We start from the raw sequence: 12,482 nt of genomic DNA, 5'->3' as shown, positions 1-12,482 counted from the left end.
GTGCCAGCGCCCCACCACCTGCGCCGCCGTAGGCGCCAGCAGGCTTACCCGCAGCCCCGCGAAATCGAGCTTTCCCATGGCCGCCGCGTCGGGGTAGCCCTTGCGGTAGTTGTCCAGCGTGGCCTGCCAGCCGTACGTCGGCCCCTTCCGCCCGATGAACACCAGCGAGTCCGACTTCCAGTAGCCTTCCATGAAGCCGGGAATATCGCCCCGGTTCCAGGCCGCGGTTTGGGTGTTAAGGACCTGCACGATGGCCCGCCGCGCAGCAGCTGGGTCGGCGGCAGTGGTAGCCGGGCGCGTGGTAGCGCAGCCGGCGAGGCCCAGGCCACCAAGGAGCAACGGAAGAGTATGGAGATGCTTCATAGCAGCAAAAGAACGTCACGCTGAGCGCAGTCGAAACATCTCGCGTGCAGCAGTAAACCCTAACAACAGAACGTCATGCTGAGCGAAGGCGCAGCATGACGTTCTGTTTTACTCAACAATCAATCCCCACCTCATTTCAAAATTTCCGCCACGAATCTGGTGCCGCCCAAGCGCCGCATGTTGCGCAGCACCCGCAACTGCTTGGCCCGCGCCACTGGCCCGGGGTTGCTGGCCCGGAAGCGCAGCGGATTGGGCAGCACGCCGGCCAGCAGGGCCGCCTCGGCCGCACTCACTTCGCTGGCGGGCTTGCCGAAGTAGCGCCGGCTGGCCGCCTCCACCCCGAAGGTGCAGTCGCCCATCTCGGCCACGCTCAGGTACATTTCCATAATGCGGCGCTTGCTCCACAGCGTTTCAATCAGAATGGTAAAATAGGCCTCGGCCGCCTTGCGCACGTAGCTGCGCCCCTGCCACAGGAACACGTTTTTTGCCACCTGTTGCGAGATGGTGCTGCCGCCCACAATGTGCTTGCCGTCGCCGTTCCAGTTGCGTTTGGCCGCGTTGGTCAGGGCATCGAGGTCGAAGCCGTGGTGCATGAGGAAACGCTGGTCTTCGGCCGCCACTAGGGCCAGCGGCACGGTGGGCGCTACCTCATCCAGCGTGCGGAAATCGTACCGAATACGGCGCGGGTCGGGCTGAATGCCGTAGTAGCCCAGCCCCACCGGCGCGTGGGCCCGGCGGTCGAGCATGAGCCAAGTGGCCGGCGGGGCCACCCAGCGGTAGAGCAGCACCCAGGCCACCGAAGTCAGAAACAGAGCGGCCAGAATCTGCAGCACCAGCCGGCCGGCCTTTTTGAGCAGCGTGCGAACGTCGGGAATTAAGCTTGCGGAAGAAGACATGGGGCACAAAAGTAGCGCCCCGGGGGGCGTTTCGGCATTCCCTCCTACCTTGTGCCCATTCCGCTGCGGCTACCCGGCCGGACGGGCCAAAACCCAACTACGGGTTTCGCTTGTTGCGCTCGTAGTTACATTCCGCTTCAGTTCTTTTTTCGCTCATGGCCCGCCTGCTTCCGCTGTTTCCGCTCAACCTGGTGGTGTTTCCGGGCGAAAAGCTCAACCTACACATCTTCGAGCCCCGCTACCGCCAGCTGGTGCGCGAGTGCATCGAGCAGAACATCACCTTCGGCATTCCGCCCTACCTCAACGACAATCTCAGCGAGCTCGGCACCGAGATGCGCCTCATCAGCGTGGAGCAAACCTATTCCAGCGGTGAGCTCGATATCCGCACCAAGGCCGTGGGCGTGTTCCGCATCAACAAGTTCTACCGCGAGGCGCCAGGCAAGCTCTACGCCAGCGGCCTGGTCGAAGACGTGGTGCAGGACCCCGAGGCCGACCCCGTGCTGCGCACCATCATTACCAAGCAGGTGCGCCAGCTCTACGAAGCGCTGGGCTTGCGCAAGCTCCTGCTCGAGCTGGCCCCCGACTACACCATCTTCGACGTGGCCCACCACATCGGCTTCAGCACCGAGCAGGAATACCAGCTGCTGGCCACCACCAGCGAGCTCGAGCGCCAGGAAATCGTGCGCGACCACCTCGACACCATCCTCCCCGTCGTGCTCGAAACCGAGCGCCTCAAGGAGCGCGTGCGCCTGAACGGCCATTTCAAGAACCTCACGCCCCCAAACTTTTGACCGCAGATTTTCGCGGCTTTAACGGATAAGAACGGATTCGGACGGGCCTTTGCATCATGCGGCAATGGCTAACGAATATTTGTTCAGCTACATAACACAAAGGCCGCAGCTGAATAGCTGCGGCCTTTGTGTTATGTAGCGAATAAGAACCGAGCACCACAATGCGCCCGTCCGAATCCGTTCTTATCCGTTAAAGCCGCGAAAATCTGCGGTTCATATTACTGTTTAAGACCCGTCGGTACGCCCTGTGGGTACTCCGCCGCAATATCTTTTTGCAGCTCGCCGATGCGGTTACCCGGGTCGGGGTGCGTGCTCAGGAACTCGGGGGTGCTGCTGCGGCCTCCTTCGGCCTGCAGCATCTCCATTACCTTAATCATCGAACGCGGGTCGTAGCCGGCTTTGGGCGTAAAATCAACGGCCAGCTTATCGGCCTCCAGCTCGTCGTTGCGGCTGAAGCGCAGGTTCACTACCTTGGCAATGGCCGCGGCAATGGCGGCCTTGGCCACCGAGCTGCCGGGGTTGTTGGGGTCGTAGGAAGCAATACCGGCCGCGCCGGCCAGGCCCTGCGTCAGGTTCGACTTGGCCACCTGCTCGGCCGAGTGCCGGGCCACCACGTGGCCGATTTCGTGCGCCAGCACGCCGGCCAGCTGGCCTTCCGAAGTCAGCTTATTCAGAATGCCTTTCGTGATAAACACCTGCCCGCCGGGTAGTGCGAAGGCGTTAATCGTCTGGTCATCGGCCAGCAAATGGAACTGGAAGCGGTAGGGCGTTTGGCCAGCTTTGGTGCTAGCCACGATTTTCTGGCCTACGGCCTGCACGGCAGCGGTGGCGCGGGCGTCGGGGCTTTCGCCACCGTATTCGGCCGCCATTTGGGGGGCGGCTTGCAGGCCCAGGGCAATTTCCTGGTCGGGGCTCATGTTTACGTGCTGGGTTTCGCCGGTCACTTCGTTTTTGGAAGTGTTGAAGAAATAGCCGAACAAGGTTACCGCCGCCACGATAATGGCAATGATAAAGCGCAGATTTATCCGCATGATTGGGAACAGTTGTTTGAGGGAGTGAAAGAAGTACGCGGGGCTGAAACCCGGCGCTGCGCTTTTAACGCACCCTCGCCAATCGGGTTATGCTAATTGCCCACCCCGCCCCCGCTCGCCGTTGCCAGCGAAGCCACGGCCCCATCCACATCGAGCCAGCGCGAGTGGTAGCCCGCCCCGGCCGGCCCGTGCAGATACAGCACGCTCCCGCCCTTGATGGCCTGCACAATGGCCGCAGCCTGCTCCAGCGGCAGCGCCGGGCAGCCCTGGCTGCGCCCCAGCCGCCCGTGGGCCCGCACAAACTCCTCGCACACGTAGTCGGCCCCGTGCACCACCACGGCCCGGCTCTCGGCATTGGTATTGAAGCCCGGGTCGAGGCCGTGCAGCTTCAGCGACAGGCCGTGCTTGCCCACGTAGGTAGCCGGCGCCGTGCGGTAGAAGCCCAGGCTGCTCATCTCCGAGCCTTCCTGGTTCGAGAAGGCCACGGGCAGGTCGCCGCCGCTGGCCTTGCCGTGCGCCACCAGTGTGTGAAACAACACCCGTCCGGCCGCTACATCAATCACCCACAAGCGTTTCTGCTGGCTCGAACGGCTAAAATCGACTAGTGTGAGCAATGGGCGCCCGGCCCCACGGCTCGCCGCTCGCACGTTGTAGAAGCCCAGCAGCCCCTCGCGCAGTAGGCTGAAGGGCAGCCCTTCCGCCCCCAGCCGGGCAAACAGTGCGGCGGCCTTTTGCTCGAATGCGGCCTGACCAAACGCCCGCCGGGCACTTTCGGGCAGCTGCGCCAGCGTGGCCGCCGGTACTGTTTGCGCCTCTGCTGCCCAGCCCAGCAGGCATAGCCCCGCCGCCACAACTAAAATCCTTTTGAACATTACAATAATATAAATTATATAATCCCGTATTTTAATCAGCGTAGGCCGTAGACAGCAACAGACCAAAAATAGTGCTTAATTTCGCTAGTATTATTACTTACAGCCAGATATTACTGCAAATGGCTTCTTTTTCAGGCCCATTATCGGTGCGCCAGCGCCTTGCTTTTTTCCTACTTGCGGGCAGCAGCGCGCTAATAGGCTGTGGCCACTCCCTGCCCGGCATCCCCGATTTTGATGCCGCGGCCTGGCGCGCCGACCCCTACGCCTGCCACAACCAGCGCCGGGCCGCCGTACCGGCGCTGCTGCGCGCCAAAGAGCAGCTCTACGAAGCCCGGGCCAACGACGTAACCGCTCTCCTGGGCCAGCCCGACGAGGAAGAGCTGCGCGCCAACACCGAGAAAGTGTATTACTACTACCTAGAGCCCGGCACGCAGTGCAACGCCAGCCACGCCCGCTCGGCGGCCCCCCGCATCAGCATGCGCTTCGGCCCGCTCGGCACCGTCACCGAAGTGCTGGCCGACCCGCTCTCGCCCGTACAATAAGCGCCCACGCCTGCCCCTAAATTAAAAAAACGGCCCGCCATGTATGTGGCGGGCCGTTTTTTATTGGTCTTTGCTGGTTTAGCAGCGGGGCCGATTATCCTAGGCCGTTACCGGTAGTGGCGGGCGCGCTGGCTGGCTGCGTTTCGCGCTGCAGCTGGCTGAGCTGCGAGGGCGTGAGAATACGGCTACACTCCTGCTCGAACTGCGCTTCGAGCTCGGCGGCTTTGGAAGCGCGAGTGGCTTCGTCTGTCCGGTATTCGCGGTTGATGCCGCTGATGGCGCTCAGCCGGGTGCGGTTGAGGGGCAGTAGCTTCAGGTACTGGCCTTCGTTGAGGTGCAAGCGGTTGGCCATCTCCCTAGTCAGGGCTATCACTTCCTGGCGGGAAGCTTCGCGGGGCGAGGGCTGCTCCGTAATTCGGTCGGCCATTTGTGCCTTGGCCGACAGCGTGGCCAATGATAGGCTCAGGACGGTTGTGAAGGCAATGAGGTAACGCATAAAGCAATATTTTTTCTCCTACAAATCAAAATTACCTCTCAAACGGCAATATCACAACGCAAAGTTTCTATTTGTTCTGATTTTTTTCACAATAGCTAGAGTTCGCTATATTCAAGGCATAAAAAAAGCAGCCTTGTGCGGAGGCTGCTTTTTTCAGACTGTACCTATATTGCCGTAAGGCCGGCCCTACTACTAGAGCACTTCTATTTCCGGGAGGCCCTGATGCTCTGCGCTTTTGAAATACTGCATGGCGATGAGCGAGGTCACAACGCCTGTCATGGTACCAAGCAGTACGATGCCCAGGCCGCCAATCAGCACGCCCAGGTCGGCGCCAAACAGGTCGCGGGCCTGAATTTGCCGCACGGCGGCCTGGCTAATGCCACCCAGCAGCCAGAAAAACGCGCCCAGCAGCCCCGAAGCTACCAGCGCCGTGATGATGCCGGTGCTAAAGCCGCCAAAGTAGGTCATGCGGTCGCCGCAGGCCTTTTTGAGGCGTCGAATGGCCATCACCACGCCGCCGGCCAGTAATACGATGTCGAGCGTACCGGCCTCCAGTTTGCCCAGAAAACCGGCCATCGCCGCCACGCCGGTGTAGGCCATCAAAATCAGCGCGGTATAGATACCCATGCGCAATCCATTGTTCTCGGAAGTCAGATGCTGGTCAGTCATTGCTAAGAAAAGGTAATGGGTGAAAGATGACCGGCTTAGCCGGGGTGAGGAATCTCGGAAAGACAACCTGCCAAAGGCCGTTTAGGTTGTACGCAGTGGCCCGCCGGCGGTTCATGCGCCGCGCGGCGGCGGGCACTAATCTCCTTACTAGTTAGTTATTTTCGGCAGAATACGCAAGCCATTTGCGCCGGCCGGCTGTGCACCCGGCGCCTATCGTGTAATTTTGCAGTTGGCCCTGCTTGGCTGCGGGGCGCCTGCGCCTTTATTTCTTATTTGAATGATTTCCACCTCCAATGTGAGCCTGCGCTACGGCAAGCGCGTGCTGTTTGAAGACGTCACCGTTAAATTCCTGCCCGGCAACGTGTACGGCCTGATTGGGGCCAACGGCGCGGGTAAATCCACCTTCCTGAAAATTCTGTCGGGCGAGATTGAGCCCAACACTGGCTCGGTGGAAATGCCCGCCGGCCAGCGTCTGGCCGTGCTGAAGCAGAACCAGTTTGCCTACGACGACCAGGAAGTGCTCAAAACCGTCATTAAGGGCCACCAGCGCCTGGCCGAGGTGATGACCGAGAAGGACGCCCTCTACGCCAAGTACGACGCCGGCACGGCTACCGACGCCGACGGCGAGCGCCTGGGCGTGCTCGAAAGCGAGTTTGCCGACATGGAAGGCTGGGACGCCGAATACAAAGCCGCCGAACTGCTCTCCGGCCTCGGCATTACCGAAGACAAGCACTATTTGCTGATGGCCGACCTCGGCGCCAGCGAGAAGGTGCGCGTGCTGCTGGCCCAGGCCCTGTTTGGCAACCCCGACGTGCTACTGCTCGACGAACCGACCAACAACCTCGATGCCGAGAGCGTGCTCTGGCTCGAAAACTTCCTCGACAACTTCGAGAACACCGTGATTGTGGTGAGCCACGACCGCCACTTCCTCGACGCCGTGTGCAACTACATGGCCGACCTGGACTTCTCGAAAATCACGATGTACCCCGGCAACTACTCGTTCTGGTACGAGAGCAGCCAGCTGGCCGCCCGCCAGAAGCAGGAAGTGAACAAGAAAACCGAGGACAAGCGCAAGGAGTTGGAAGAATTCGTGCGGCGCTTCTCGGCCAACGCCTCGAAATCGAAGCAGGCCACCAGCCGCCAGAAGCTGCTGCAAAAGCTCACGCTCGAGGAAATCAAGCCCTCGTCGCGCCGCTACCCCTACATCGCCTTCAAGCCCGAGCGCGAGGCCGGCAACCAACTGCTGAGTGTGGAAGGCGTGAGCAAGAGCGTGGACGGCGTGCCGGTGCTCAAAAATGTGACCTTCAACCTTGATAAGGGCGACAAGGTGGCCATCGTGGGCCGCGACGACCGGGCGGCCTCGCTCCTCTTTGACATCATCTTTGGCGAAACCAAGGCCGATAAGGGCGATTACAAGTGGGGCACCACCATCACGCCCAGCTACTTTCCCAAAGAAAACTCGGCCTTCTTCCAGGCCGATAACATGAACCTCGTAGACTGGCTGCGCCAATACTCGGTGGAGAAGGACGAGAGCTTCGTGCGCGGCTGGCTGGGCCGGATGCTGTTTTCGGGCGAAGAATCGCAGAAGAAGCCCAACGTGCTGAGCGGCGGTGAGAAAGTACGCTGTATGCTAAGTAAAATGATGCTGGAAAGCGGCAACGTGCTGGTGCTCGACGACCCGACGAACCACCTCGACCTGGAAAGCATCCAGGCCCTGAACAACGGCCTGAAGGATTTCTCGGGCTCGCTGCTGTTCGCCTCGCACGACTTGCAGTTCATCGATACCGTGGCCAACCGCATTATCGAGCTCACGCCGGACGGCATTATCGACCGCCGCATGAACTACGAAGAATACCTGGCCGATGAAACGCTGAAAGCCCAGCGCCAGAAAATGTACCAGCTGGCATAAGTAGTCGACGAATAGCGGCCGGAGAATGAATAATTTTCCGGCCGTTTTCGTTAATCCCCTGCGCGCTTGCGCTTCCCCTTCCTCTCTCTTTTCGCTTTTTGCATGAAACGTTATCTGCTCCCGCTGCTAGTGTTGGCCGCCGTGGCCGGGCTGCCCACGCTGCAGGCCCAAGCCCAGGACAATAAGCCGGTGCTGAACACGGCTCCTCCCGGCCCGCCGCCCGCACCCACCCGGCCCGTTACGCCAGTTCCCGCGCCTGCCCCGGCTACCGAACCGGCCGCCCCCGCCCCCGTTTACGATTCCACGCAGCCGGCACCGCAGCCTTCGGCGTCGGCTCCTTCGGGGTTGGATTTTCCGAACCGGAAAAACACCAAAGCCGGCGGGGCCGAGGATGTGCCGCCGACCCGGAAATTTATCTATTCCAACCTTGGCCTGGGGTATAGCTCTGTGGATGGCATTAGCAATTTTAACTTTAGCCTAGCCCCCGCGCTTGGCTATCGCATTACGAACAAGCTTGCCGTGGGCCCGGGTATTTCCTACGCGTACAATAACTACTCTCTTTCGCCGGAGAATTTTTACCGAACCTACGGGTTTGCCTATCCCACCCCAAGTGGCAGCCTGACCGCGACGGGCTCCAACAATATGTCGAGCAGCAGCTTGGGCGTTAAGGTATTCGCACAGTATATCGTTTACAAGGAGTTTTTTATCCATGGCGAGTACGAAGTCACCAATGCCCAGTTGGCGGGCTACGACAGCCAGAATTACCTCACCAAAATTAGCCGTACAGTAACGTCTACTTTGGCCGGAATTGGCTACCGCTCTACCTTGGGCGACCGCGCCGCCCTTGACATTCTGGGCCTGTACAATTTCAATAGCTCCGTTTTCTCACTCTATCCTGGCTTGAACCTGCGCTTCTGCTTACTGTTCAACATCGGTAAATAGATTTATCTGCACACAAAAAAGCCTCGCTGGATATTCCGGCGAGGCTTTTTTGTGTTTTTTAGTTAACCCTTGCGGGCGGCGCTATACCGCGCTTCGGCCGCTGATTACGCGCAGCAGTACCGCGATGATGGCAATCACGAGCAGCACGTGAATGATGCCGCCGCTAACGAAGCCGCCGAAAAAGCTAACGGCCCAAATGATTACCAGAATTACAGCGATGATATACAGGAGGTTGCCCATGGCTTAGAGTGAGAAAGAGTGTGAAGGGGAGGTGAAAAAATATGCGAGAAGTGTCTCTGGGGGCTTGTACGGGGGGGTTATTCAAAAGGATATAATTTCTTATAAAAAAATTTGGCGAGGCCAAACAAAAGGCACTTTTGGTTTGTGGCAGTAGCTTTGTGCCCACTGGCCCTCAGGCCGGCACTTTTTATCTCCTCCTTTCTTCCCACCCACTGTTTTCCGCACTTTATGAACGTCGCCGTAATTGGCTCCGGCACCATGGGCAATGGCATTGCCCACGTATTTGCCCAACACGGTTTTTCCGTTTCCCTAATTGACATCAACCAGCTGGCGCTTGACCGCGCCCTGGGTACCATCACCAAAAACCTCGACCGCCAGGTAGCCAAAGCTGCCCTGAGCGAGGAGGACAAAACCGCCACTCTGGGCCGCCTGAAGACGTTCACGTCCATCGCCGACGGCGTGGCCGGCGTGGGCCTCGTAGTAGAAGCCGCCACTGAGAATGTGGACCTGAAATTGCAGATTTTCCGCGACCTCGACCAATACGCTCCGCAGGATGCGATTCTGGCCTCGAATACCTCGTCGATTTCGATTACCAAAATCGCGGCCGTGACCAAGCGCCCGCAGCAGGTGATTGGCATGCACTTTATGAACCCGGTGCCGGTGATGAAGCTGGTGGAGGTAATTCGCGGCTACGCGACTTCCGACGCGGTGACAGAAAAGGTGATGGACCTGTCGCGCCAGCTGGGCAAAACGCCCACCGAGGTGAACGACTATCCCGGCTTTGTGGCCAACCGCATTCTGATGCCGATGATTAACGAGGCCATCATTACGCTGTTTGAGGGCGTGGCGGGCGTGGAGGAAATCGACACGGTGATGAAGCTGGGCATGGCCCACCCCATGGGCCCGTTGCAGCTGGCCGACTTTATTGGTCTCGACGTGTGCCTGGCCATTCTGCGGGTGCTGCACGAGGGCCTGGGCAACCCCAAATACGCCCCCTGCCCGCTGCTGGTGAACATGGTGATGGCCGGCCGCCTGGGCGTGAAGTCGGGCGAGGGCTTCTACCAGCACACCGCCGGCTCGAAGGAGCTGGTAGTAGCCGAGCGGTTCCGGAAATAGAAGCCTTTTATTGTCAGGAAGCCGTTTGCACGCCTGTGCGAACGGCTTTCTTATGTATGTATCGGAAGGGCCTTGCACGGGCGGGCGCTGGCGGTGCACTATCCATTGGGCAACCTGTAAGGAATAAACCCCAGCCGCGTCTACCGCGTTGTTACCAACTACAACGAATCAATTTCCTACCCATGCAAAAAGCAACATTTGGCGCCGGCTGCTTCTGGTGCGTCGAGGCCGTATTTCAGAACCTGAAGGGCGTGGAGAAAGTGGTATCCGGCTACGCCGGCGGCCGCATCGCCAATCCGACGTATAAAGAAGTATGCAGCGGCCTCACCGGCCACAATGAAGTGATTGATATCACCTTCGACCCGGCCGTTATCAGCTACGAAGAGCTGCTCGAAATCTTCTGGAAAACCCACGACCCCACCACTCTCAACCGCCAGGGCAACGACGTAGGCACGCAGTACCGCTCGGGCATCTACTACCACAGTGAGGAGCAGAAGCAGCTCGCCGAGGCCTATAAAAAGAAGCTCAACGACGCTCACGCCTTTCCCAACCCAGTGGTGACGGAGATTCTGCCTGCCCCCACCTTCTACCCGGCCGAGAACTACCACCAGAACTACTTCAACCTGCACGGCCACGAGCCCTACTGCCAGTTTGTGGCCCGCCCCAAGGTGGACAAAGTGAAGGCCCTGTTCGGCGAGAAGCTGAAGGCAGGGGTGTAGCAAGAAGTATTACTCGCGCTTTGAACAATAAAATGGCCCGCTAGTAAGCGGGCCATTTTACTATTTTAGCTTTTCGATTGCTTGCTGTACCTTTTCAAGCTTAGCCAACGGCCATCGTTCGGTGGCCTGCACACTGAGCATTTTACTACCATCAGCATGCAACAGCAAAAAGTGGGTAGTCCCAGAATGGCTAGTTTGGTTACTTATTGTGCACTCAATTCGGGCAGCGTCTAGCAGCACCTTTCGCAATGGAATTAAAGTGAAGTATCTGACAGTCCGCGCTTCCTCATTTAGAAAGAAATACAGAGGCGCGGCAGTAACAAATGCGGTGATAACAACCACGCCGTTGATGGCAAGCAACAATGGCAGTTTACGCATCAGGGTTTCGACAAAATCCCAGTTGTATTCGCTAAGGTTAATTAGTAAGATGACTACGCTCGTTACTAGGCCGCGTACGAATACAGGCATCCAAGCTATCGATACTCGCATTGGCCATTTTGAAAAGGAAGCTGCTTAACGAACTTACACCGACACCCCAAAGTCCCGCAGTGCGTCGTTGAGCGACGTTTTCAAATCCGTGCTGGGCTTGCGCTGGCCGATGATGAGGGCGCAGGGCACCTGGTACTCGCCGGCCGGGAACTGCTTGGCGATGGAGCCGGGAATGACCACCGAGCGCGGCGGCACGTAGCCGCGGTACTCTTTGGGCTCGGGGCCGGTTACGTCGATGATTTTGGTGCTGCCGGTGATGGTAACGCCCGCGCCGATAACAGCTTCTTTGCCAATGCGGCAGCCTTCAACCAGAATGCTACGCGAGCCGATGAACGCGCCGTCTTCGATGATGACGGGGGCCGCCTGCACGGGTTCGAGCACGCCGCCGAGGCCCACGCCGCCGCTCAGGTGCACACCTTTGCCCACCTGGGCGCAGCTGCCCACGGTGGCCCAGGTATCGACCATCGTGCCCTCGCCCACGTAGGCGCCGATGTTGGTGTAGCTGGGCATCAGGATGACGCCGGGGGCCAGAAACGCGCCGTAGCGGGCCACGGCGGGCGGCACCACACGCACCTGCTGGCCGGCGTAGTCGGTTTTGAGCAGCATTTTGTCGTGGTATTCGAAGGGGCCGACTTCCTGCGTGCTCATCTGGCGGATGGGGAAGTACAGAATAACGGCCTTCTTCACCCACTCGTTGATAGTCCACTCGCCGCCGTCTTCGGCGGGCGGGGTGGCCACGCGCAGGAAGCCCTTGTCGAGCTCCTCGATGACGTGCTCGATGGCGGCTTTGGTTTCGGGAGTTTGGAGCAGGGCGCGGTCGGCCCAGGCGGCTTCAATTTGGGATTGCAGGTCGGACATCAGACGAGTCGAAATGAGAGTAAGCAGCTGGCGGCCGCAGATGCAAAAGGCCGCTTAGCAGCTGCAAAACTAGCATCTTTGGGCCGTGCCTGTTTCCCAACCGCCCCAATTCGTTATTCTGCTAGCCTCGGTGCTCAAGCCCGTTGACGATACCCGCATGCGCGGCAAGTTCGCCGAAACGCTGGCGGCCCGGCCCGGCATGCGGGTACACGTAGCCGGGCGCGCCGCCGGAGAAGCCGCCGCGCAATCAGCGAAAATCAGCCTCCATCCTATTTTCAACGGCCGCCGACTGAGCCTGGGCCGGCTGGCCGCGCAGTGGCGCTACGGGCGGCTATTGCATGGGCTGAAGCCGGATTTGGTCATCGTGCATGCGCCGGAATTGCTGCCGCTCACACTGCTGTGGCAGGCGCTGGGCCGGGGCCGGAAATTCATATACGACATCCGCGAAAACTACGCGCTGAATGTATCGACGCAGCAGGTGTACCAAGGCCTCGTGCGGGGCGGTCTGGCGGCTGGGCTGCGCTGGGTGGAGGCGCTGGCGGCGCGCCG

At 59.6% G+C, this 12,482-nt stretch carries 16 protein-coding genes; 7 read left to right on the top strand and 9 right to left on the bottom strand.

What is annotated here, in order from left to right:
* Together ACYVDE_RS06310 and mtgA are read right to left on the bottom strand one after the other, a co-directional pair.
* On the bottom strand, positions 1–363 hold a 363-nt coding region (locus ACYVDE_RS06310), incomplete at its 3' end, for a Cif family virulence factor (protein WP_460500636.1).
* Between the two features lie 131 nt (positions 364–494).
* Positions 495–1,259, bottom strand: coding sequence for a biosynthetic peptidoglycan transglycosylase (mtgA, locus tag ACYVDE_RS06305; RefSeq protein ID WP_460500635.1), 765 nt, complete (start codon positions 1,257–1,259; stop codon positions 495–497).
* A gap of 155 nt (positions 1,260–1,414) precedes the next feature.
* On the opposite strand from mtgA, the gene ACYVDE_RS06300 reads away from it, so the two are divergent.
* A complete protein-coding gene (locus ACYVDE_RS06300; protein ID WP_460500634.1) occupies positions 1,415–2,050 on the top strand; it encodes an LON peptidase substrate-binding domain-containing protein in 636 nt (211 codons plus the stop codon).
* Positions 2,051–2,268: 218 nt separating this feature from the next.
* Here ACYVDE_RS06300 and ACYVDE_RS06295 read toward each other — a convergent pair whose 3' ends face one another.
* Positions 2,269–3,081, bottom strand: coding sequence for a M48 family metalloprotease (locus ACYVDE_RS06295; protein ID WP_460500633.1), 813 nt, complete (start codon positions 3,079–3,081; stop codon positions 2,269–2,271).
* Positions 3,082–3,173: 92 nt separating this feature from the next.
* Positions 3,174–3,953: a murein L,D-transpeptidase catalytic domain family protein gene (locus ACYVDE_RS06290; protein ID WP_460500632.1), complete on the bottom strand. Its 780-nt coding sequence runs from the start codon at positions 3,951–3,953 to the stop codon at positions 3,174–3,176.
* A gap of 146 nt (positions 3,954–4,099) precedes the next feature.
* Here ACYVDE_RS06290 and ACYVDE_RS06285 point away from each other — a divergent pair, with 146 nt between their 5' ends.
* Positions 4,100–4,495 carry a hypothetical protein gene (locus ACYVDE_RS06285; RefSeq protein ID WP_460500631.1) on the top strand — a complete coding sequence of 132 codons (396 nt, stop codon included), beginning with the start codon at positions 4,100–4,102 and terminating at the stop codon, positions 4,493–4,495.
* A gap of 94 nt (positions 4,496–4,589) precedes the next feature.
* Here ACYVDE_RS06285 and ACYVDE_RS06280 read toward each other — a convergent pair whose 3' ends face one another.
* Both ACYVDE_RS06280 and ACYVDE_RS06275 read right to left on the bottom strand, forming a co-directional pair.
* Entirely contained in the window at positions 4,590–4,991 is a 402-nt protein-coding gene (locus ACYVDE_RS06280; RefSeq protein WP_460500630.1) for a hypothetical protein, read from the bottom strand.
* Positions 4,992–5,183: 192 nt separating this feature from the next.
* Entirely contained in the window at positions 5,184–5,660 is a 477-nt protein-coding gene (locus ACYVDE_RS06275; RefSeq protein ID WP_460500629.1) for a hypothetical protein, read from the bottom strand.
* A gap of 277 nt (positions 5,661–5,937) precedes the next feature.
* Here ACYVDE_RS06275 and ACYVDE_RS06270 point away from each other — a divergent pair, with 277 nt between their 5' ends.
* Both ACYVDE_RS06270 and ACYVDE_RS06265 read left to right on the top strand, forming a co-directional pair.
* Positions 5,938–7,569 (top strand): ABC-F family ATP-binding cassette domain-containing protein, encoded by a 1,632-nt coding sequence (locus ACYVDE_RS06270; protein WP_460500628.1) that lies wholly within the window; start codon positions 5,938–5,940, stop codon positions 7,567–7,569.
* Between the two features lie 189 nt (positions 7,570–7,758).
* Positions 7,759–8,511, top strand: coding sequence for a hypothetical protein (locus ACYVDE_RS06265; RefSeq protein WP_460500627.1), 753 nt, complete (start codon positions 7,759–7,761; stop codon positions 8,509–8,511).
* An 81-nt stretch (positions 8,512–8,592) separates the two neighbouring features.
* On the opposite strand, the gene ACYVDE_RS06260 is transcribed toward ACYVDE_RS06265, so the two are convergent.
* On the bottom strand, positions 8,593–8,751 hold the full coding sequence (locus ACYVDE_RS06260; protein WP_460500626.1) for a lmo0937 family membrane protein: 159 nt from the start codon (positions 8,749–8,751) through the stop codon (positions 8,593–8,595).
* A 228-nt stretch (positions 8,752–8,979) separates the two neighbouring features.
* Between ACYVDE_RS06260 and ACYVDE_RS06255 the strand changes: the two genes are divergently transcribed.
* Together ACYVDE_RS06255 and msrA are read left to right on the top strand one after the other, a co-directional pair.
* On the top strand, positions 8,980–9,867 hold the full coding sequence (locus tag ACYVDE_RS06255; protein ID WP_460500625.1) for a 3-hydroxybutyryl-CoA dehydrogenase: 888 nt from the start codon (positions 8,980–8,982) through the stop codon (positions 9,865–9,867).
* 182 nt (positions 9,868–10,049) lie between these two features.
* Complete coding sequence (msrA, locus tag ACYVDE_RS06250) at positions 10,050–10,586, top strand: peptide-methionine (S)-S-oxide reductase (RefSeq protein ID WP_460500624.1); 537 nt, start codon at positions 10,050–10,052, stop codon at positions 10,584–10,586.
* Positions 10,587–10,646: 60 nt separating this feature from the next.
* Here msrA and ACYVDE_RS06245 read toward each other — a convergent pair whose 3' ends face one another.
* Together ACYVDE_RS06245 and ACYVDE_RS06240 are read right to left on the bottom strand one after the other, a co-directional pair.
* Positions 10,647–11,054: a hypothetical protein gene (locus ACYVDE_RS06245; protein ID WP_460500623.1), complete on the bottom strand. Its 408-nt coding sequence runs from the start codon at positions 11,052–11,054 to the stop codon at positions 10,647–10,649.
* A 54-nt stretch (positions 11,055–11,108) separates the two neighbouring features.
* Complete coding sequence (locus tag ACYVDE_RS06240; protein WP_460500622.1) at positions 11,109–11,933, bottom strand: 2,3,4,5-tetrahydropyridine-2,6-dicarboxylate N-succinyltransferase; 825 nt, start codon at positions 11,931–11,933, stop codon at positions 11,109–11,111.
* A gap of 85 nt (positions 11,934–12,018) precedes the next feature.
* Here ACYVDE_RS06240 and ACYVDE_RS06235 point away from each other — a divergent pair.
* The coding region (locus ACYVDE_RS06235; RefSeq protein WP_460500621.1) for a glycosyltransferase at positions 12,019–12,482 on the top strand (464 nt) is incomplete at its 3' end.

Source organism: Hymenobacter agri (genome assembly GCF_054778495.1).
Note: the sequence above shows the minus strand (reverse complement) of the source record. Positions and strands in the feature narration are given on the sequence as shown.